The organism is Lentzea albida (assembly GCF_900111005.1).
GTDB lineage: Bacteria > Actinomycetota > Actinomycetes > Mycobacteriales > Pseudonocardiaceae > Lentzea > Lentzea albida.
This window is the reverse complement of record NZ_FOFV01000018.1, coordinates 16169-37096: the sequence shown is the minus strand read 5'-3', so window position 1 is coordinate 37096 and position 20928 is coordinate 16169. Positions and strand designations below refer to the sequence as shown.

The window sequence follows — 20928 nt, the reverse complement described above, 5'->3', positions numbered from 1 at the left end:
CCGGGAGTGTGGCCGGGACGTGGCGCAGTTTGGTAGCGCACTTGACTGGGGGTCAAGGGGTCGCAGGTTCAAATCCTGTCGTCCCGACGGTCTGAATCAGCCCGCTGATTCTGGGTGAAAGCCCAGTTCAGCGGGCTTTTTCGTGCGTTCGAAACGATCTTCGCTTGATCATCAATTTCATGATCAACAGGCCGATGAAGGGAGCCAAGAAGGAGGCGCTGGCTCCTTCGTTTTGACTAACGCCAAATGTGGTCGCCACGAACGGGTGAACTTGCTGAACGTGCCTGAACGGGCGTCAGCCGAACCGATTTGACATCACCTTGCGGCCAACGGGCTGTGAGTGGCCGCGCGTCTGTGGGCGAAGGAGTCGATCACGTTGATGTCGCGAACGTGCTCGAACCGCTCCTGATTGACCCGTGGTGCGGTGATCCTGCGGGAGTGCGCTTCAGTGGGATTTGGACTCGGCCTGGCCGGCACGCAGTGTCTCGTCGTGGCGGAGCCGAGCCTCGAGGACACGATTTCGGGTTGTCTGCTGGGCTAGGATGGCTTGTGCGTGCGCGCTGTGAGCGAATGCTGCCGGTCCGCGAAGATGGAGGCATGACGCAGTACGCCTTCGATGACACTCGCCGTGCGCTGATGGCTGTGTGGGAGGCCGGTGATGGGCAGTTGGCTCGTACGGTCGCGGTGGTGCCGCCAGCGCCGGAGCAGGAAGCAGTGTTGCGGCTCTCGGCCAGTCTGACGACTTTGTCGCGGTGGGTGTGGCGGACCTACACCCACCCGGCGACGGCTGCAGAGAGCGTGGAGCCGAATACCGAAGGCTGGCGTAGGCAGGGAGAGCGGGACGCGTTCGTCGAGGTGCTCGACCACGTGAGTAATCCCCATCTGCCGGACGAACAAGGATCTCTCGTTCAGTCCTACGTCCTCGTCGAGGAAGCCGCCCACCGTGTCGGGCGGGCGCTGCATGCGTTCGGAGATCAGGCGGCTGCAAGAGGCGAGTGTGGAGCTGCAAGCATCTGCCGAGACGTTTAGGTATCACCACGCGGGCGTCAGTGCAACTGAGCGCTGCGACAATTAATGTCGTTGATCCGGTTCGAACAGCGCAATGGTCGTCTCGACCGCTACGGGCAGGAACATTCGCCTGAGTTCCGGGCTCTTGTGCGATCGGCTGCCGCCACTCGATGAACGCTCCATCCGCCGCGGATGTCAAGTCGCGAGCGGACTTAGTAGCTCGCCGTGAACGGCACAACTGTGTGTGACTGGGCGCATAGTTGGGGGTTGGGCACGTGCGTGGCAGCCCGGTGCAGGTCGTGCAGCATCCGCCGGCGCGGGCTGAGTCGGGCGTACCCCGGCAGCATCCATCGGCAGCACGGCGACGAACCGGTGGCGCGAGGTGCGCCACTGGCCCACCCGGCGGCGGTGTCGCGGGCCAGAGCCGGTCCAGGCAGCACGACGGAGCACCGGCGGGTTGGCGCTCACCCGGCCTCGCCTCCGGTGAGTTCGTCGTCGGGTGGCAGCAGCAGTCCCAATCGGGCCAGGCCCGCACCCAGGCGAGGCGGCACAGCGCGTGTGTCATTGACCGCCTGCTGGCGGCGTCGGCGGCGTTCCGCGTCCAATCCACGGCCTCCTCACCCTGGCGGGCCCGGCCGGGCCAGTGGAACGGGATCACCTGCGCATCCGGTTGCCCATCCTTGGGGTTGCTGCCCACGCCGGGGTTGACCGGCGGTCACGGACCGGCGGGCAGGTCCGTGACCGCCGCGGGGGCATGCTTCTCCTCACGGGCGTGCTGGCGACGGTCCTGTTTGGACGGTCAGGTCGGCCGCGCAGCGCGCCCAACAGCCGCGTTGTTGTCGAGGGTCGCGTGAGGCTAGCCGTGAGGTGCTTCCTACGCCATTGGAACGATCTCGTTCTCGATGAAGGAGATCTCATCGGCGTCGAGGCCGTACTTGGTGCAGAGCTGGGCGTCGATCTCCGGGATCGTCTTGGTCCAGTCGATGTCGGATGCGTTCGAGAAGTCTTGCGCCGGGACGTACTTCCATACCTTCGCCGGGTTGTGCTGCGTGATCTTCCTGATGCCTAGCATCGTTCGTGCGAACTTGGACTTGATGTACTTCAGGCACGCCTGCGCCTCGGCTTCGGACTGGAACGATCCGATGGTGATGAAGGTCTGCGTGACCGCGATCCCTGGCCCAAGCACAGTCGGGTTGTTCAACGCGACGCCAAAAAAGTCAGTTGTCGACCCGGACCCGTTCGCCGCTGGGACCGCGACCTTGTGCTTGGCGAGGCTGTCGGGGCCGGTGATGTGCTCGCTGCGAATCCACCGGCGATGCCGCTTGTTCTTGATCACGCCGAGCACCTGCACATACTCATTTCCGTCGCTTGGTCTCTCGGCGTGGTACAGGAACGAGAATTGTTCGAACGTGTTCGTGTTGACTAATGCTGCATTGCCTTCCGGGCGCAGCGCGCGCGCCTCCGGGTGGTCCTCGTAGAGCTTCTCCGTGTATCGGTACGAGCGCGAACTTGTGATCCCAACCTGATCCAACGACCTAGCACCGGACTCGCGGACCTTATGCAAGATCGTTTTTAGCTCGGGATGCCTGATGAAGAAACCGATGGGGCCGAGCTTTCGCTCCGAATCGCGGTATGTGACGGCGATGCCGCCCTTGATGGGGTCTCTAAGGCTCGGAAACAGACGGTTTGAGTCGGACTCGAAATATGCCACCGTCAGGTGTTCGTCCACCAGGATCTTCTCGTTCCACGCCTTAGGTGTGAAGCCGGCGTTGAACAGGAATCGAGCTGGTGTGATGAGCACAGCCTTGGTGCCGACCTCGTAAGCCGCGTCCATGAACTGATGGTAGACGGGAGTGTCGCGAGTGCCCTCGCCCTGAGCCTCCTCCTGGTAGGGAGGGTTGCCGATCACGACATCGAACTTCTTGGTCATGTCAGTTCTCCCAGCATTTTGTTTACTGCCTTCTCGCGTTCTTCAGGGGTCATTCTGGCCAGGTTGCCGATCCGGTAGTGACCAGAGTTTTCGATCCACGCCTTGCGTTCGGGCACTCCGCCGGAGACTGCTTCGATGGTGATTCTGTGCAGGATCTCGTTGTGGCTCATCTCGAAGATCTGTCGCGTCATGATGTGCCGGAGCCGCTCATTGGGATGGGGGATCGCTTCGGCGAGACCCTTGTCGAGCCGGCGCACGAGTTCCATGCAGAACAGGCCGGCGGTGGAGAACAGGTCCGCGAACGTCTTGTCGGGATCGGAGAAGATGCCCGGGTTTTGCTCTTCAACAATGTCGCACATCAGCGTGACGACCCGCTTCGGGGTGAACACGAGTGAGGTCTTCTGCTGAGGGATGTAGGCGAAGATGTCCTCGGAAAGCTCCGGGTCGAAGTAGTCCGCGAGCTCGGCCTTCTTGTTCATAAACTCCTGGATGGACTGGTCGAAGACAGCCTCGTCGAAGAGCCCCGGAATGTGAGTGGTCTTGCTGGTCTCGGGATCGATCACGTCACGACCGTCGCGGAGCTTGCGAAAGTCTTCTTCGGTGATCCCAGTGATCTCTGCGAACACGTCCTCGGGCGTGTAGTCGTCGAAGTTCGACAGGCGAATGTCACGGTCGCCATATGCCATGAGGAGCATCGGGATGGTCCGGGCGAACCCGCGCAGGCGGTCGCGGGCGGCGTCCATCACCTTGTCGGATTCTTTCTGAACCTTTTTCGTCTCCTCGCGCTTGACGACTGTCTCCGTCACGTGGTCGAGCGCGTCATGGAAGATCGCAAGCACCTGGGCGTCGAGCTGTTGTTTGGCCTCGACCCGCTTGGCTTCAACGGCTTCGAACTCGGCCTCGGTGGCGGCTTCCTTGGCTTCTTCGTGGATGTGGTTCAAAGCGATCTGGTGGTCGACGTATGCGCGCTCTACCTTGACCTTGACCTGCGCCTCGGTGGCCTTCTCGTCATTTTCGACCTGCTTGGCTGTCATGCCGTACTCGGCGGCCACCTTGGTGCGGGCCTCGTGTGCCTTCTCCGTCACGACCGCTGCGAGCTTCTTTGCCGCCTCGGACGCGTTCGTCGTCGCCGGGTCTAGTGGCGGCACGTCCTCGTCTGAGTAGACCGGCTTACCGAGCTGCTCAACCTTCGGATTGATGACCGTTTTGAGATCGACAGAGACGTTCCCGTCGCCATCCGTGGTTGGTGGCGGCACAGGCACCTCAATGGGCTTGCCCTTCTCTGCCTTGTTCTCCTTGGCGACCGGCAACTGGTCGAGGATGTCCTTGAAGTGATCCACCGCCCGGAAGATCCCTCCAACGTTCGCGAACAACAGGTTCGACAGGAAGCCGCGCCGCACGACCTCACGAGCCTTGAACACCTGCGGGAACGTCAGCACCTGCTCGGCGTCGAGCTCGATCATGCGGCCCTCGGTGTCCTCACCCAAGATGGGGAAGAAGTTGAGCAGCCGCCTGATGTTCTCCCGACGCTGCCCGCCATCGATCGGCGGATGCGGGGCGAGGTTGTTCGCGAACGCGTCGAAGATCGTCAGCGTGCGTTCCGGAGCGAAGTCGAAGATGTAGGCGTTCTTCTTCTGGAACACCTTGTTGCCCCGCGTGAACGTGCACGGATTCTGCGATCGAAACGCCGCCTGCATGTAGAGGGCAGGCGAGGACAGGCTGGACAGCATGATGACCGCCGTCCACTCAGGCACGGTCACACCCGTCGTGAGCTGACCCACCGACAGCGTGATCGTCTTACCGCCGTCGACCTCCGCCTTCGCGATGGCGGCGCGGACCTTGTCGAACGACTTGCCGACGGTCACCGAGTCATCGGCGTCCTCGTCCAGCCCATCACCGTCATCCGAGTGAGGGCGACCGTCGCCGGCAGCCAGGATCACGGTGTAGTCCTTGAATACCGGGTGCTTCTTGAGAAGCTTCTCGAGCGCCTTGGCGGACGCGACCCGGTTGAGCAGCCAGAACGAGTGCCGGATCTCGTCACGGAGCTCGGGGGTGGAAAACGGGTACTTCTCGTTCGTCGTCAGCGCGTCAAGGAACCGCAGCACGTCGGCCTCATACACGAAGAAGCCGTTGTCCTTGGTAGAGAAGAACTCCGCGAGGTCAAACGTGTAGTCGACGTTCCCCTTTTCTTCATCGAGTGCGACGCCCTCAGCGAGCCGGTCGGTGACCATGCGGGAGAGCTGGTACGTCAGGAGGTTGAGGGTCGGGAGCTGGTCGTACGGATTGTCGCTTGAGTCGTCCGACCATGACGCCTTGGCATCCTGCTCGTCCTCGTAGGTCCAGTTGAAGATCTGGTCCTCGCCGAAACGCCCCGACGCTAGCGCCTTAAACGGGGTGCCCGACAGATGCAATGTATGGCGACGTTTGATCTGGTTGAACGCGACGTCGGTCTTCGTCGTGTCGACGCCTTCGTGTGCTTCGTCGATGACTAGGAGGTCCCACTGGGCGTCGCTGATGTGCTTGAGCTTGTTGAAGGAGCCGCCGAAGTATTGCGACCCCTTGAGGTCCTGTAGGGACACGAACTCGATGATGCGCGGATCCCTGTCGACGTTCTGCCGTGAATACGCCCTCCACTGCTCACGCGTCATCGGATTCCGCTGGGCGAGCGATGGGGAGTCGGACACGAACTGGTAGGTGGTCTGGTGGCCGATGAACCGCTGGTAGTCGTCGAACCAGGAGTTGGCGACGGCCGGTCGGTTGGTGACGATCAGGGCGCGTCGGACGTCCAGCTTCCGCATCAGGTCGTACGTCGTCAGGGTCTTGCCGAACCGCGGCTTGGCGTTCCACAGCACTTCGCCCACCCCGTCGGTGCCGAACGCTGTCATAGCCTGACTGACGGCCAGCTGCTGCTCGAGCCGCAGCGTGTAGTCGTCCTGCGATTCCTCGAGCGATGCAGTAAAGGTCTTCGAGGCGAAGTCGAGAAAGTACGCCCGTGATGTCTTCGGGGCACCGGCGAACTTGTGCCACTCGGTGCGACGCGGGGTGCTGGTGGGGTCGAACTCGCGTTCGATGCCTTGCTGGCGCAGGAACTCATGGAAATCGCTGTCGCGAAATGTCCCACCGTCTTCGGTGATAAACGTGGCCCTATACGCCCAGACCTTGATCTTCGTGATGTTGAGCTGGGACGCCTGCTGGCTGATGCGCTTGTCGGCCGAGTCCTGCTCGGTGTACCCGATCTTCTCCCACCCGTCGTACTTGGGGATGTCGGGAGTCGTCCACGAGTAGATATATGGGACTACCTCGCGGAACGTGCTGATGTTCGGGCTAGTCACCGTCTCTCACTTCTTCGTGGACGCGATCGATACGACAGGGTGCGTAGCGGTCAGGCTCAATCAGGGAGTCGAACAGGTTCGGGGCCGGCGCGTTGGCACGCAAGGAGTTGAACGTGAACGGCTCGCGGATAACCACACTCGGGCCCACGTCGTCGCGGTGCCACCATGAGAACCTGATCTCCTCACGCAACCAGTCAAGGCCGGTCAGGGTGTCCCCACGGACGATGTTGGTGTTGATCAGGAAGATTGCAGCGCGCATTAGATCTGTGTGAGGGTCACATGTGATGCCGCGGCTCGTGTGGAAGTGCAGGAACTCCTGGAGCATCGCAGCCTTGGCGTCCTGGTGATTGTCCTCCAGCAACTCGATTCCGTAGATCGAGGCAAGGGCAAACAGGGACTCGTGAGCCCAGCGGTCCGGCTGATACTGCCTCTCAATTGCCTGGAGCTTCCGATGGAGGATCGCAACGAGAAAGTTGCCATCACCCGCCGCTGGTTCGAGGAACGTCTTGTCGACGAAACCGGCGCCGACTTCCAGGTCATCGCGGACCAGGTCGAGCATCTGGTCGACCATCCGGCGCGGGGTGAACACCTCGCCGTGAGCTTTGACTCGGAGCCGCGACTTTACCAGCAACTCCTCGGCGGTCGTCTGCGTCACTCAGGTCTCCTGTACTACCCCGGCAGGCGCTCCACCGCGGTGCCGTCAGGCTACAGCGCTGGACACCTGGACAGCTCTTGGCACACCGCCTGCGCCGCGCTGTTTGCCACCGCTGTGATGCAGGAAGAGGAACTCGAAGTCAATTCCGGGATCCTCGACGCGCTGCACCAGTGTTGGGCTGCCTACCTGGACCGCGGCCGCCCAGGCTTGCTCTCGTTGGGGGACAGAGTGATCGTTGCGCCGGAAATGGCGATCGGATACGGCGTAGCTGACTTGGTTGTCGGTCGCACGTTGGTCGACGTCAAGCTCGCCGTCGAACCCTCTCAGAAGGACGTCGCCGCGTGGCTGCGGCAACTGCTCGGCTATGTACTGCTCGATCGGTTCGATACATTCCGGTGCGACAGGGTAGCGATCTACTGCGGCCGGCACGGACAAGTACTCAGTTGGCCGCTGACGGCCCTGTTGATTTCGGCAGCGTCCGGTCCGGCGCCAACGCTAGAGTTCGACCTGATCTGGCTCACGGTCCGGTGGTTTCGTCGCGGAGTTCTGCCGCGACGCCGAAAGGGGTGCGCTTGAGTTCTCCTGGGGACTTGCCCGCCGTGGATTGCCGGACTTCCTCGATCGAGTGGCAAAGCTTTGGGTTCGCTGGGACGAGCGGGTTTCTCGGGTAGGGTTCGCGCCCTGCTGTCGCGTCCGCCGTCAATCGGGACTGCAAGTCGGACGACCTTTATGACAGTCGCTTCTGTCGACAAGATCGTTGCGAGTGTCGCTCTGTCAGTTTCGCTGTGCGTCGGAGATCTTGTTCGATCTGTTGGCATCCGGTGAAGTTGCGAGCCTGGACCTACCGGATGCACATGGATGAGTACTCACCTCCCCAGCTGGAGTTGATCTACGACGGCGTCGGGGGATGCGGTCACGAAGAACGTGTTGGCGCCGAGAAACGTGGGAAAGGTTAGTCCTACGAGTGGGAGGGCGCCCGCAACGGTGGCCGCTTCCTCTTTGCCAGCCAGGTCAGCAGGGTCGGTGGTGCCGACGGTGAGCGCCGGCGTCTGGAATTGACCGCTGCCGTACGCGAGCTGCTCCACTGGGCGGGACAACAGCCACGCGTCGACGAGGCCACGGATCGGCGGGCATGACAAGGTCGCTCGAGTCGGCCGACGAGCCGATCGGCAAGGCTGCGCGGATGCCAGAACTCCGGCCGAGCCGAGCTGGCTCGGCACCCGCTTGCTCCGGCGCGACCGGCTTGTCGGACTTGGCGGTGTCGCCGTTCGGGATGCCATCCTCCCTGTTGTTCGGTGAGGTTCGAGTCGCATGGCTGGGCAGGACGTCCACCAATGAACGGCAAGATCCGCGGCAGTCGCTGATCCGGCAGCTCGACCGCTGCCGTGGGGCGGTGCCGGCTGCATGGGTGATCGTCTGCCACTTCTACGACGTCGAGTCCGGCCGCATGGAGCTCGGCCAGCGAGGACACGGCACCGGCTACGACCGCTTCGACATCCCGATCGCGCGCGACGGCAGCATGGCCGATCTGCTCGACGAGACACAACACTCCAGCAGGCGTTTCGATGTGGTGATCTGCGAGTCCACCTCCCGCGTGGCGCGGCGCATGTACGAGGGCCTGTCCGTCGAACGCGTGCTGGACAAGGGCGGCGTGCCGCTGTTCGCGTGGAACGAGCCGATCAAACTCGACGGCAGCCGGGCCCAGCAGATTCTGCAGCGTCGGATCAACCAGGCAGTGGCCGAGTACGAGGTGCTCAACACCCTGGAGCTGTCCTGGGGCGGGCTGTGTACGCATGTCCGTGAGGGCTCGAACATCGGCAAGCCGCCGTACGGCTACACGGGCAAGACGTATCGCCATCCCAACCCGGCCAAGGCGGAGAAAGGTCTCACCAAGACCAGGCTCGAGCCGGACGGCGCGCAGGCGGCGACGGTCACCCAGATCGCGTCGTGGCGGTACTACGAGGGGCTCGGCTACGGGGCCATCGCGGAACGGCTCAACGTGGACCTGGCTAGCTATCCACCGCCGGAACCGCCAGGCAAGGTTCGTACTCGCGGTATGTGGAGCAAGTCCAGCGTCTTCGAGGTGCTGCGCAACCCGAAGTACACCGGGTTCCAGGTGTTCAACCGGCGCGCTTCGCGTTCCAAGCGGGGAAAGGTCAACCCGCCGAGCCACTGGGTGTGGTCTCACGAACCCGCGCACGAGCCTCTCATTCCAAAGTGGATGTTCGACGAGATCACCTCGTCCAGCAAGTCCCTCCGCGGCTCACGGTCAGGAAGCTCGCTCAGCTCTCACCCACAGACCAAACGCGCCTATGCCTTGCGAGGCATGGTGTTCTGCAATTGCGGTCGGAGGATGTTCGGCAACCAGAGACGCAGTCTCGTCTACTACATGTGCTGGCCCCGCAACAACAATCGTGGGAAGAAGGGTCTGCACCCGCCTGGGGTCGACGCGGTGTACATCCGGGAAGAGGCGATCTTGCGAGCGGCTGCGTCGTTGCTTGCCGAGCAGGTATTCGTCCCTGAGCTCGTTACGATCCTGCAGACCACCAGTGAGGGCAGTGATCAGAACACCTCGGGCGGCGTCGTGACACAGCATGAGTGGTGGCGTCGTCGGCTGGCCACAATCGAGCGGCAGCAGCAGAACCTCCTTCATCAAGCCCACAACTGCGCGCCCGATGATCCTTTCACGACGGCGGTGCGCACCAGCTACAACGACCTGGAGTCCCAGAAGGCCGTCGCAGTCGCCGAGATCGCGAGCTTTGAGTCCACCGCCAGCCAGGAACCCATACAGGCGCAGGACGCTGTGGTGCTGGCGGATCGTCTGGCGGGGCTTCGTGACTGCCTCGAGCGTGCACCAGTGCCGCTGCTTAGCTGGCTGTTCGAGGCCGTCCAGCTCACCGTTCGTTTGCATGACTACAGCGGTCAAGTGACGATCAGCATGCGGACTCCGAACCTCACCTGACCGACGTCTGGTTCGTCTGTGACCGCCGTTCGGCCGCAGGTTGAGGGCCGGGGCAGAGCGCTGTGCTGGCCGGAACAACGCCCTGACGCACCTGTCATGCCAGGCTGCCGCGCTCCTGCTTCATGAGACCATTGGTGACTGCTCTGCTCAGCACCTCGGCGATTCCGCCGTCGTCCTCGTTCACATAGACGCGCGCCTCCAGTTCGGCGCGGCTGAGGGCGAGGTACAACAGGGAGAGGAGCCGGGTGCGCTCGCTCGGGGTGGTTCTGGTGGGCTCCATGTCCGGGACGCCCGCGACCAGGACGGCGTCGAACTGAAGGCCCGCCAGGTACTCGGCGGGGCCGACGACGAGGCCCCGCTTGCGGTAGCGGAACCCTTCGACGTCAGACCTACCGGTGATCGTCGAGACGTGGAACCTCCCCGACGTGCTGAGACGGGACGCGAGCTCGCTGAAGCGGCTCCACTGCCGGTTGTCCACGACGGCGAGTGCGATGCGGCCGCGGGAGTACAGGCTATGCATCGCCTTGACGATGTCGTTCTCCTCGGCGGCACGTGTGGCGGCGACGCTGAGGAGAGGGAGAGGTCCTGGCTCCCGCGCGGACTCCACCGCGCTGATGTTGATCTGCCAGTCCTTGCCGAGGTCCAGCGTAGGGAACTCGTGGTGGACGTGCTTGATCAATTCCAGGATCTGGGGCGTGAACCGGTGCACGGTGGTCAATTCGAGGTTGGTGACGTCGCCGATCTCGTCCTCGAACGAGGACAAGGACGATCGGGTGTCATCGGCCGCGAAGCCAATGAACGCCTCGGACGGAGACTGGCGAGGATCGACCGCCATGAACACCCGCGGGTAGACGCTGACGTCTCGCGACAGGTAGTGGAGCACCTGCCGTTCCAGTGGGCTGAACATGTGGAACTCGTCCACGAAGATCAGGTCGTAGCCTTGGGTCTTGCGGGCTCGGTTCCACGCGTGTGTCTCCAGGTGGCTCAACAGGTCTGCCAGCACCTGGTCTGACGTCAGCGTCGACCGAGCTTCGAGGCTCTCCATGTACTTGGTGTAGACGGCGAAGACGACTCGCATATCGTTCCGGCTCTGCAACGGAAGCATCCACGTCGCCCTCGCCTGCTGGAAGTACTTCGACTCCGCGCCGGCGCCGGGGAAGATCGCGGCGGCGCCGATGACGGATCCGAACTCCACAAGAAGATCCCAGGCCAACGCGTTGCGATCGTCGTCGTCCGAAGAGTCGAACCTGGCGCGCAGGCTTTCCGTGACGCCTGCGCGGTAGGTGATCCAGTCACCGGCGACGAAGTCTCTCAACACCTCCAGGATCTCGTCCAGCTGAGCCCTCTTGCCGCTGAAGCTGTCGTCGCCAGCCAGGCTGAATCCGGAGTCGTCCTTGGCGTATTGCGGCGAGATGGTGGTCGCGATCTCGAGCAACGGGAACACGTCGATCTCCTGCAGCGGCCCCATACCCATGGAGTCGAGCGAGTCGGCGATCTCTGTCGCCAGCGACCAGCTGTGGGTCACCATCAGAACACGCGGCTCGCGACCTACTTCCCTTGCGCTCAGCACTTCTCTCATCGCCTTGAGCGTGAGAGCCAGCGTCTTGCCGGAACCCGCCGGTCCACGTAGCCGGATCGACTTGGTAGCTGGAGCTTCCACGAAGGAGCGTTGATCGTCGGAGATCTTCCCCATCCACTGGTCGTACGACCAGCCTTTCGTCGTTGACTGTTCCAGGGGCGTCAGCTCGATCTCGACATCGGCCGGCCGCATGCGCTTAGTTTGCTCGACCCGTACGGCGCAAGCTGCGACAGCCGCGTCCCAATCCTTTTCCCAGTCAAGGGGAAGGGTGGGCTTGCCCGACTCGAATTGCTCCAGCGTCGTTGTTCGGTCGGACGACGTCATGCCCCATAGGACGATATCAGGGGGCTCGCCTGGCAGCAGTTCTGCGATCCACCGCCGTGCTTCGGGGTTGTCACGCGGGGTTGTGAAGAAGGCGACCAGGTTCTTGTGCTTGTACTGGTGCCAACTGCGGGGCAGTGTCAGCGACCCTGTGGTGCGAGCGCGCTCGGCGAACGACGCCGCTCGGCTGAGCACGTCGGTCGTCAGATCCGTGATCCTGTCAGGCGTGATGCGGTCTCTTGTGGCCGAACTCCGCAGCACGATGATCCGCTGCTCGTCGGACTTGTCGTCCACGCTCAGCAGGACATCGGCAGCGTCCCCGGAATGCTCGAACATCCGCGGAGACGAAGGAATGGCCTCAGGTGACAGCCCCGTGGCCAGTTCCTTGAGCGCTTCTACCGTTGTGACGAGCGGCTTCACTTGTACGTCGCCCCCAGGTACTCGGAGTGGAGGTCCCGCACGTCCTCGTACGCCGAGGGGAGACCGATCGACATGAACACGTGCGCGAACCGCTCCACCAACGCGTGGGTGTACCGGTCCTGGAGGCGGGAGATGCGCCGATACCTTGACGCGCTCCTGTCCGGGCCGAGCGCGATCTCGGCCTCCGGAACCTGTTCCAGGTGACGTAGGTAGGCGAAGTATCCGAGGCTGTTGCGGGGAGCGATCGACGAGAGGAACAACGCGTCCCCCGGAGGGTTCGAGTAGGCGTTTCTGAACTTGTTGACGATCCCGTCGACGATCTTGTCCCGCTTCTGTGGGTTGGGGGCACCGATTTGCGAATCGATCAGGAGCTTGACTGCGTCGTCCAGCGTCTCCGGCTTCCGGCTGAGCAGGCGGATGGACTCGCAAGCAGCCTTGGCGTCGTCTGCGCGCCGGCCGCTCAGCCCGAGCGCCGCGACGATCTCATTGGGTTCTTCTTCGCAGGGCCATGCTCTGAGCCGCTCGTCGGTTATCTTCGGGGCCGCAGGCGGTAGCGCCTTTCGCAGTTCGTCGACGAACTTGTTCATGGCCTTGTCGCGAAGACCGGGGATCTGCATCTCCAGCAGGTACTCGTGCTCGGTGAGCACTGGAACGCACGTCACGCGCCCGTGATGCTTCGCCCGCGCCAGGTCACAGTCGGCTGTGAGCACGACAAGGTGCCTTTGCCAGAGCGATGCCGCGGGATCGGCGGCTTCGAGCACGTCACCCTGCCTGAGCGGGTCGACGACGCTGGTGTCCTGGTACTCCGCGAACGAGACGGTCATCTGGTCCTCCGGCGGTCGGAGATGCCGGCCGCTGATCGTGGTGTCAGCTTGGGCGGCACGGCGTCGCTTGCTGGTCCGTATTCGGCACATCGCCCATTTCGTTTGAGGGTGGCTGACCGTTACGCAGGGCTACAGCGCGAGCGGCGAGCCTCCCAGGACATCGCCGAGAAGCTGACGGGTCGTTCATGCGTTGTTGTTCATGGTGTTTCGCTGCACCGGCTCGAGTTCAGCCGGGGCCTCGCCTTCGGCGCACTACATCGGTTCCCGGCGTGGACGCAGCTCGGCGAGGACGTCAGGCGCCTGCTTCGGCCACGCGCTGGACAGGCGCCACTCCCTGGGCTGCCCCTACTTCATCCGGTCCTCGTCGACTTCGCACCTCAGCACCACGCCGCCAGCGCGGATCAGTTCGTCGGTGAGGTACTCCCTGCACGAGCCGAACTTCCTGACCACCGTGGACCATCGGCGCTTCGGCCGGTCAAGCACCCAGGTCAGGTCTCTTGTGGACATTCCGTCCGGTGGCGCGAAGAGCGAGGTCCTCGCGGTCGTGTGCACGTCTGCCTGCGAGGTACGGGTCCGTCGCCGGGTGTCTCGGGGTACGCGGGTTTCGCCTTGCCTGCGCACTGGAACGGTGACGACTCTCAGTCCCTCGGGAACACCGTTGAGGGCGAGCGGGGTCCTTCCCGCCAGGCCGCCGAGCAAGGGGAGGTAGTTCTCGTACACGGATTGCTTCTTGTTTCTCGAGGTCAATTGGGGCCGCTGGGGATCTTCGTCCAAGGGATCTGAAAGATAACAGGGAAAGGCGGCTAAAAACATGTCAATAACTGGACAATGGGTGGACTGTGAGGCCGCGAGGGTATTGAGCAAGATCGACTTCAGGTTCAGCTCTGCGATTCGACCTGGGGTAACAGGTGTGGGTGCTCCCCCTTGGTGAGCGGAAGTCGTTCGACGTCGAAGGGGCGGTGCCGTTGTTCGGCGTGAGATTGGGGAGGTTGATTGTCTGGACCAATTTCGTCGTGAGGAGTGGAGTTCAGCCTCGGTTGGCTGTAACACTGGCTGGCTGAACGGCGAGAAATTCCACGAGGCGCGGCGTGAAAGCGCGCCAAGAACATACGGTGCTGTCTCTTTGCGGCTCATAGTGTTTGGAGCAAGTCGGTGCGTATCGAGTGCATCCGGGTGACCAACTTCCGGAACCTCGCGGACCTGTGCGTGGCGATCCAGCCGGGCACTGTCATCGTTGGTGAGAACCGCGCGGGCAAGAGCAATCTGCTGTACGCGTTGCGGCTCGTTCTGGATCCCACACTGTCACCGTCTGACCGACACCTCGGGCGAGAGGACTTCTGGGACGGTCTGTCGGACGGCAGCGACGACTGGGATCCCATGGATGCGCGCGAGGTCATCGAGATCTCCGTGGATCTGGCCGACTTCGAGGACGACAACACCGTGTTGAGCACATTGAGCGATGCGTTGGTGCAGTCGGATCCCCTCCGCGCGCGACTGACCTACCGGTTCGCACCGCTGGATACCGGTGTCGCCGGGCCGGGAGCGAAGGTCAAATACAGATGGACCATCTTCGGAGGCGAGGACGAAGGGAACCAGATCGACGCCGATCTGCGCGGCTACCTGTACTTCGCGTTTCTCGGTGCGCTGCGCGACGTGGACGCGGACCTCTCCACGTGGCGGCGCTCCCCGTTGCGAGTTCTGCTGACGGCTGCGGCCAAAGCTATCGGCGACGACGATCTCAGCCGCGTACGCTCGGCGATGAGAGAGGCGAACGCGCAGCTCAACGATCTGGCGGAGATCAAACGGGTCGGCACGAGCATCAGCGACCGCATGATGGAGATCCTCGGTGCGAACCAGGCGCTGGAGACCGAACTGGCTGTGGCGGCGGAGGATCCGCTGAGATTGATCCGCACCATGAAGCTGTTCGTCGATGGCGCCGCGCGCCGGCATCTGAGCACGACGAGCCTCGGCACCCTGAACGTGCTGTACCTCGCGCTGCTCGAGCTCGGGCTGGAGGAACGCCTTGCGGAGCAGGACATCGCGCACGTGGTGATGACGATCGAGGAGCCGGAAGCACATCTGCATCCCCACATGCAGAGGCTCGCGTTCCGGCGACTGCTGGCTGATCACCGCACGAACCGTTCGATTCTCGTGACTACGCATTCACCTCACATCGCCAGCGTTGCTTCCCCTCGCAGCCTGGTGGTGCTTCGTGACGCGGGCGGGAGAACTGAAGCGGCTGCGGCTAGCGACGCGGCACTGACCGACGCCGAGTGGGACGACATCGCGCGATACCTCGACGCCACCAGAGCGGAACTGGTGTTCGCGCGTCGTGTTCTGCTCGTCGAGGGGTATGCCGAGCAAGCCTTGCTGCCATCGATGGCCGCGGCCGTGGGAATGGACCTCGACAAGCTCGGCATCACCGTGTGCGTCGTGCACGGCACCCACTTCACGTCGTATGCCCGGTTCTGCGAGGCACTCGGTATCCGGTGGGCGGTGATCACGGATGGCGACGGCGACGCGGGACCGGCACGTGCTGGCCGCTTGCTCGCCGCGCTGTCCTTGAACGGAGATCCGGGGGAGCACGGCATCTTCGTCGGAACGTCCACGTTCGAGTACGACCTGCTGTACGCGCACCCCAGCAACGTCAAACCTTGTTTCGGCACCCTCTGGGAGCTGAGTGCCGATCGGGCGCGGGCCACCATGGAGACATGGGTTTCGCAGTGGCCCGAGATCGGCACATACCTGACCACGATCGACAAGGCGGGTGGCAAGGGACGGTTCGCTCAGCGTCTTGCGTCACAACAGATCTGGCCGCCGGACTATGTCCACAGTGCCTTGAGGTACCTGGCGGGATGATGGGCCCGCTTACCCAGTCGATCAGGGAGCTGTCGGCGAACGAACGCCAGTGGCAAGTGCTGAACCGACAAGGCCATTGCGTCGTCCATGCCCCGCCGGGCAGCGGCAAGACCAAGTTGCTGGTCACCTGTCTTGCCTACGACCTGTTCAACAGGATTCCCGAACCTCATGGCGCGGCATGCATCACCTACACCACGGCCGCGGCCGAGGAGTTGCGCAGGCGCTTGGCGTCATTGGGGGTCTCCGCGCGGCCGTCGCTCTTCGTGGGAACGGTGCACAGCTTCGCCATCAACCGGATCATCGGCCCCTTTGCCGCCCTGCTCGGCAAGCCCGAGCTGGTCAAGGCGTCGATCGCGAGCGACGAGCAGCAGGAGGAGGCCTACCGGCTCGCGGTTGGCTCGCGGTTCGGATCGTCGTGCAACTGGAAGGAGAAGCGCAAGCAGATCGAGTTCCACCGGCGTCGCCTGTCCACTGTGGAGGAATGGAACCGCGGCGGAGAAGGACTTCTGGAGGCCTGCTCGAGCTACGAGTCGTTGCTGCGCGGTGACGGGCTGATTGACTTCGAGGGGGCGGTGGCTGCCGCCGTGGATCTCGTCGAACAGCACGAGGTTGTGCGGCGGGTGCTCTCGGCGCGATATCGTCGCCTGTACGTTGACGAGTATCAGGACCTCGCGCCGGGGCTCGATCGACTGGTGCGAGCCCTCTGTCTTCGGCCCGACTCGGACGTCGAGCTACTAGCCGTTGGGGATCCAGGGCAGGCGATCTTCAGCTGGAACGGCGCGCGGCCGGAGCTGATCAGCGAACTGAGCTCGCTTCCCGGTGTGAGCACCGTGCACCTGGAGCACAACTACCGGTGCGGCGAGGAGATCATCCGAGCGTCGACGCGGGTCGAGCGCGTCGGGCGGAAGGTCACGGCCGTCCGCGGTGGCGGCGAGGTGCTGGCTGTCTTCTGCCCTGCGGGTTTCACCGAGCAGTGCCACCAAGCCGCTGCTGCGGTCGGACTAGCGCACAGGCGCGGGGTGCCGCTGCACGAGATCGCGGTGATCTGTTCGATGAACGCTCAGTGCCGCGAGGTCGCGGAGGTGCTCCGCGGTGCCGGCCTGGCCGTTGCCGTGCCAGGAGTCGAGTACCCGCGTGCTCCGGTCACGTTGTTCGTCGAGTCGTGTGCGGCGTGGGCGATGCTCGGGCGTGAGCAGAGTGGCCACCGGCTCGGCGCCATCCACCGGCGATGGCGGAGGTTGCTCGGTCCGACGTGGACACGCGACACGGACGTGCGGTTGACCGAGCTGTTGGTCGGTTACCGCGACAAACCCGTCACCTACGCCCGCAGGATGCTCGCGGACCTCCTCGGCATGGGGCTACGTCGAGCCATGGCACGCCCCGCCCAGTCCGACAACGCCAATGCGCTGGACCGGATGCAGCACGCGGTGGAACTCGGAGCGTTGGCGGACGCGACTGTCGTGGATCTGGCCAGCCGGGCTATGAGGCGCGACCGGGTGAACGTCACGACCATGTCGTCCAGCAAGGGGCTGGAGTTCGAGGTCGTATTGCTCCTCGGTGCGGACGAGGGGCTGATGCCCTACTGGAGTTCGGCCAACGATCCGGCCAAGCTTGAAGAGGATCGCAGGAAGTTCTACGTCTCGGTCACGCGTGCGCGCAGCACCGTGAAGATTTTCTACTCGCGTTCGGTGGCCACCTCCGCCGGGCGGGCAAAGCCCGCTGAGCCGAGCCGGTTCCTCTACGAGATCGGCCTGCTGCACCGCTAACGGCATGGTCGTGAAACGCGGCGTCGTTCGAGCGGGCGGCAAGTGTCGTTTGTGATGTGCAGCGCCGCTACACGAGGGTGAGGTGCCGCGGTACTGAGCCGCCGCGTGTTCGATGCTTCGGCGTGCCGTGGCCACTATCCGCTCGTAACCGCCTGTGGACAGGCGGAATATTTCTGCGTATCTTTTCCGGCATGACGGCTCACCTCGTGACCGGAGACGGCAACCCCGAACTCCTGGTCGCCGCGCGTGAAGCACTCGGATGGACCCAGAAACAGCTCGCCGAACAGCTGACACTCCTGTCCAAAGCTGATCCCGAGATCAGCCAAGGCTACGTCTCCAGAGTGGAAAAGGGCTCGCTGTCGGTCTCCGGCGACCGTCTCGAGCTGTTCAGCGCGGCGCTGGAGGTGACCCCGGACTTCCTGGCCGGCGAGGGGAAGCTGTGGTCACTCGGCGACGGGTGCGTCTACCACCGCAACCGCAAGTCGACGAAGGCCTCGACCCTGCGCGCGCTGCACGCGCAGGTCAACCTCCTACGTCTTTTCCTGCGCAGGCTTGCGGCTGGCTCTACCGTGACCTTGCGGGAGTTCAATCTTGTGCCGATGCAGGTCGGGGGTCTGGATGGCCCTGAGGATGCGGCCCGAGCGCTCCGTCGTGAGCTCGAACTCCCCGAGGGGCCGATCGAATCCGTGACCGAGGTGGCGGAACGGGTCGGCGCGCTGGTGGTGCCGATGTCGCTGGGAGGGCGAGAGGTGGACGCGACCAGCCTGCACCCACCCGGCGAGGCCCCGGTGTTCGTGATCAACACGGATGCTCCGGCCGACCGCCAGCGGTTCACGCAGGCGCACGAGCTGGGACACATCGCGTGTGCGCCCGCGCTCGATCTCGACGCCGAGGAGATGGCGCAGGCCTTCGCGAGCGAGTTCCTCGCTCCCGTCGCACAGGTGCGACCCGACCTCCAGGCGGCTCCGATCACCCCGGCACGGCTCCTGCAGCTCAAGGCACGGTGGCGGATCTCCGCTGCGGCACTATTGCGGAGGGCTCTCGACCTCGGCGTGGTCACGGACTCGCGCTACCGCACGCTCAACACGCAGATGTCCGCCTTGGGCTGGAAGACGGCAGAACCCGAGCCGCTTCCGCACGAGGCCGCGACGGCTGTACCCACCTTGCTGAGGGCTGCGGTCGACGCCGCAGGTGGAGTCGAGGCCGCCGCGGCCCTGGCTGGTACGACGGTCGTCAAGTTGCGCGCGATGCTGGGCGATCAGCTTCTGGGGGTTCTCGATGACTGACCTGGAAGGCATCAGCACCTCGCCGAGCGATGACGCGCGGGGAGCGCTGGCGCAACTCGCTGACCGTCCCGCGCCACAACGCCCAGCCGGCAGCGTCGGCGTCCTGCACAACCGCATGTTGGTCTACGCGCGCCCGAACCAGGTGCCGAACATCGAGCCGCACGTGAGCTTGGCCCGCAGCGGATTCGTCCTCGCGGGCGCGAACACGAACGGCCGCATGAGGTTGCTCGAAGACTCGGGCTACAACGGCATTGTGCTCGTGGACCCGGCCGCCTACGAGAAGTACCTCGCCACTCCCGACGCGCCGTTCTGGTCACCTGAGGACCAGCTCCTGCCCATGACGCTGGAAGACATGCTCAACCAGCAGCTGATGGCCGGGGCCAGCGCGGCGATCACGCCGACCAAGTTCGTGCGGGCGGGTGACACCGACTCGCTGAAGGCGGCAGCCCGCCAGGTGAAAGAACTGGGGCGCAACGACGTCATTTTCGCGGCACCGCTTGATGTCTCGTTACTCGACCGCAGGCACATCCGCCAGGTGACGACGATTCTCGCCGACGTGGGGTGCCCGATCGGTCTGGTGCTGGGCAAGCAGCTGGACCCACTGAAGCAGGCGGCGAACCGGATCATCCAGAACCTGCGGATGCTCGCGGCCTCGGTCGAGCTCTTTCCCATGCGGACCGACTTCAACGCGTTCGATCTTGTGGCGCACGGGGCGTTCGCGGGGGCGATCGGCACTGGCGGCGCGGTTCGCCACACTGTCGAGCCGCCGAATCCGTCGAAGGCGATCGTGCTCGATCCCTCGCCGAGCGCGCTGATCCCGGAGCTGATGTGCTGGTGGAAGGGCAGCAAGCTCATGAAGATCTTCGGTGCCCGGCAGAACCTCGTGCCGATGTGTCCCTGCGCGGTGTGCGGCGGGCGACGGTTGTCCCGCTTCCAGCGGAGGACCGACTCGAACGAGGCGATGGCGCATGCGGTGGCCACGTGGTCGCAGTACGCCGCCGACATGCTCGACGCGCCAACAATGCGCCTGCGCGCGCAGTACTGGCAGAACATCTGCCGCAACGCGGTCGGCTACCACGAGATGTTCACCAAGCAGCTCCGGCGGGCGAAGCCGATCAAACCTCAGGAGCCGCTCAAGGTGTGGGCGAACCTGCCGTTGTGGCTGACCGATCAGACCTGATCGACCGTGTGTCGGTAGACCTGCTCGCAGAACCACCACCACCCGGTCGTAGGTTGCCAGTCAGCCAGGGGCTCCGGTTCGAGCACCATCGTCGGTGCTGCCCGCGGACCAACCGCCACGCCGACGCCATACCAGGACGCCTCGGCCAGCACTTCCTCCGAGTTCGAGGGCGCTTCCGGCACGACGAACATCCGCGGGATGTAGGACGCGAACTCTGAAGCGCGTTCCAGACCGTCACGCCATTTCGACGCGTACACCACCGCGAGAACCGGTGTGACGGCTGGCGAAGCCAGGCGGGTGACCGAGGCACTGTCGATCTGCACGACGTTGGCAGGGGCTCGCTGAAGCACGCGAAGAACTGCCGGGGTCAGCGACGACCTGGGTACCGCGATCTCATGGGGGAGGTCTAGCAGTACGTCGAGCAGCTCCATCGAGTTGATGTCTGCCAAGCCGGCGCGGCACCGCCGCTCGTGCTCGACCTCGTCACGGCGATGGACGATGGTCGCGGTCGTTCTGAAGATCCGCACCCGCGCCGAATGCGCGTCCTGCAGGTTGAGCGCCGTGCCCGATTTCACCTGCACCGTGTTCGCCAGCGGAGAGGTCATCGCGACAGGCTCCATGCAGCGAGGGTGAGGTGGGGGGCGGTTCGCACGGCGTGATCCTTCCCTATCGGCTCCGGCCTCGCCCGCTCAGGGGACGGAATACTCCATGACCTGGGCCGCACACAGTAATCGAACACCCGTTCGACTAGAGTTGCAATACGTCGTCAGGCGCACTCTCCAGATGCCGGTCGCAACCAGATCGCC

14 protein-coding genes and 1 tRNA gene are annotated in these 20928 nt (G+C 64.0%); 8 read left to right on the top strand and 7 right to left on the bottom strand.

The window, feature by feature from the left end; genetic code table 11:
* Positions 1 to 13: 13 nt before the first annotated feature.
* Together BMY74_RS34375 and BMY74_RS34370 are read left to right on the top strand one after the other, a co-directional pair.
* Positions 14 to 87 (top strand) — tRNA-Pro (locus BMY74_RS34375).
* A gap of 510 nt (positions 88 to 597) precedes the next feature.
* Complete coding sequence (locus tag BMY74_RS34370; protein ID WP_143091813.1) at positions 598 to 1029, top strand: hypothetical protein; 432 nt, start codon at positions 598 to 600, stop codon at positions 1027 to 1029.
* Between the two features lie 853 nt (positions 1030 to 1882).
* Here the strand turns inward: BMY74_RS34370 and BMY74_RS34365 are convergent.
* Genes BMY74_RS34365 through BMY74_RS34355 form a run of 3 tightly spaced genes read right to left on the bottom strand, consistent with a single transcriptional unit; the run spans position 1883 to position 6925 of the window.
* The gene (locus BMY74_RS34365; protein WP_089922914.1) at positions 1883 to 2938 is read right to left on the bottom strand and encodes an Eco57I restriction-modification methylase domain-containing protein; all 1056 of its coding nucleotides are present in this window, start codon (positions 2936 to 2938) and stop codon (positions 1883 to 1885) included.
* Complete coding sequence (locus tag BMY74_RS34360) at positions 2935 to 6270, bottom strand: DEAD/DEAH box helicase (RefSeq protein WP_089922911.1); 3336 nt, start codon at positions 6268 to 6270, stop codon at positions 2935 to 2937. Before BMY74_RS34360 ends, BMY74_RS34365 begins: the two co-directional genes overlap by 4 nt.
* Positions 6263 to 6925, bottom strand: a complete 663-nt coding sequence (locus BMY74_RS34355) for a DNA methyltransferase family protein (RefSeq protein ID WP_089922910.1) — start codon at positions 6923 to 6925, stop codon at positions 6263 to 6265. The genes BMY74_RS34360 and BMY74_RS34355 overlap by 8 nt, the downstream gene beginning before the upstream one ends.
* Before the next feature lie 117 nt (positions 6926 to 7042).
* On the opposite strand from BMY74_RS34355, the gene BMY74_RS34350 reads away from it, so the two are divergent.
* On the top strand, positions 7043 to 7501 hold the full coding sequence (locus BMY74_RS34350; RefSeq protein WP_218159839.1) for a hypothetical protein: 459 nt from the start codon (positions 7043 to 7045) through the stop codon (positions 7499 to 7501).
* Positions 7502 to 8057: 556 nt separating this feature from the next.
* Entirely contained in the window at positions 8058 to 9887 is a 1830-nt protein-coding gene (locus BMY74_RS34340; protein ID WP_245786508.1) for a recombinase family protein, read from the top strand.
* Positions 9888 to 9981: 94 nt separating this feature from the next.
* On the opposite strand, the gene BMY74_RS34335 is transcribed toward BMY74_RS34340, so the two are convergent.
* The 3 genes from BMY74_RS34335 to BMY74_RS44420 form a co-directional block, all read right to left on the bottom strand.
* Entirely contained in the window at positions 9982 to 12207 is a 2226-nt protein-coding gene (locus BMY74_RS34335) for a UvrD-helicase domain-containing protein (RefSeq protein WP_143091812.1), read from the bottom strand.
* On the bottom strand, positions 12204 to 13031 hold the full coding sequence (locus BMY74_RS34330) for a hypothetical protein (protein ID WP_089922902.1): 828 nt from the start codon (positions 13029 to 13031) through the stop codon (positions 12204 to 12206). Before BMY74_RS34330 ends, BMY74_RS34335 begins: the two co-directional genes overlap by 4 nt.
* A gap of 345 nt (positions 13032 to 13376) precedes the next feature.
* A complete protein-coding gene (locus tag BMY74_RS44420) occupies positions 13377 to 13805 on the bottom strand; it encodes a hypothetical protein (RefSeq protein ID WP_143091811.1) in 429 nt (142 codons plus the stop codon).
* Positions 13806 to 14183: 378 nt separating this feature from the next.
* Here BMY74_RS44420 and BMY74_RS34325 point away from each other — a divergent pair, with 378 nt between their 5' ends.
* The 4 genes from BMY74_RS34325 (at position 14184) to BMY74_RS34310 (ending at position 20122) form a co-directional block, all read left to right on the top strand.
* The gene (locus BMY74_RS34325; RefSeq protein ID WP_281245022.1) at positions 14184 to 15890 is read left to right on the top strand and encodes an ATP-dependent nuclease; all 1707 of its coding nucleotides are present in this window, start codon (positions 14184 to 14186) and stop codon (positions 15888 to 15890) included.
* The gene (locus BMY74_RS34320) at positions 15887 to 17656 is read left to right on the top strand and encodes an ATP-dependent helicase (RefSeq protein ID WP_089922900.1); all 1770 of its coding nucleotides are present in this window, start codon (positions 15887 to 15889) and stop codon (positions 17654 to 17656) included. Before BMY74_RS34325 ends, BMY74_RS34320 begins: the two co-directional genes overlap by 4 nt.
* 191 nt (positions 17657 to 17847) lie before the next feature.
* Complete coding sequence (locus BMY74_RS34315) at positions 17848 to 18942, top strand: helix-turn-helix domain-containing protein (protein WP_089922898.1); 1095 nt, start codon at positions 17848 to 17850, stop codon at positions 18940 to 18942.
* Positions 18848 to 20122, top strand: a complete 1275-nt coding sequence (locus tag BMY74_RS34310; protein WP_143091810.1) for a hypothetical protein — start codon at positions 18848 to 18850, stop codon at positions 20120 to 20122. The genes BMY74_RS34315 and BMY74_RS34310 overlap by 95 nt, the downstream gene beginning before the upstream one ends.
* Here the strand turns inward: BMY74_RS34310 and BMY74_RS34305 are convergent.
* Positions 20113 to 20742: a hypothetical protein gene (locus BMY74_RS34305; protein WP_143091809.1), complete on the bottom strand. Its 630-nt coding sequence runs from the start codon at positions 20740 to 20742 to the stop codon at positions 20113 to 20115. The genes BMY74_RS34310 and BMY74_RS34305 overlap by 10 nt on opposite strands.
* Between the last annotated feature and the right edge of the window lie 186 nt (positions 20743 to 20928).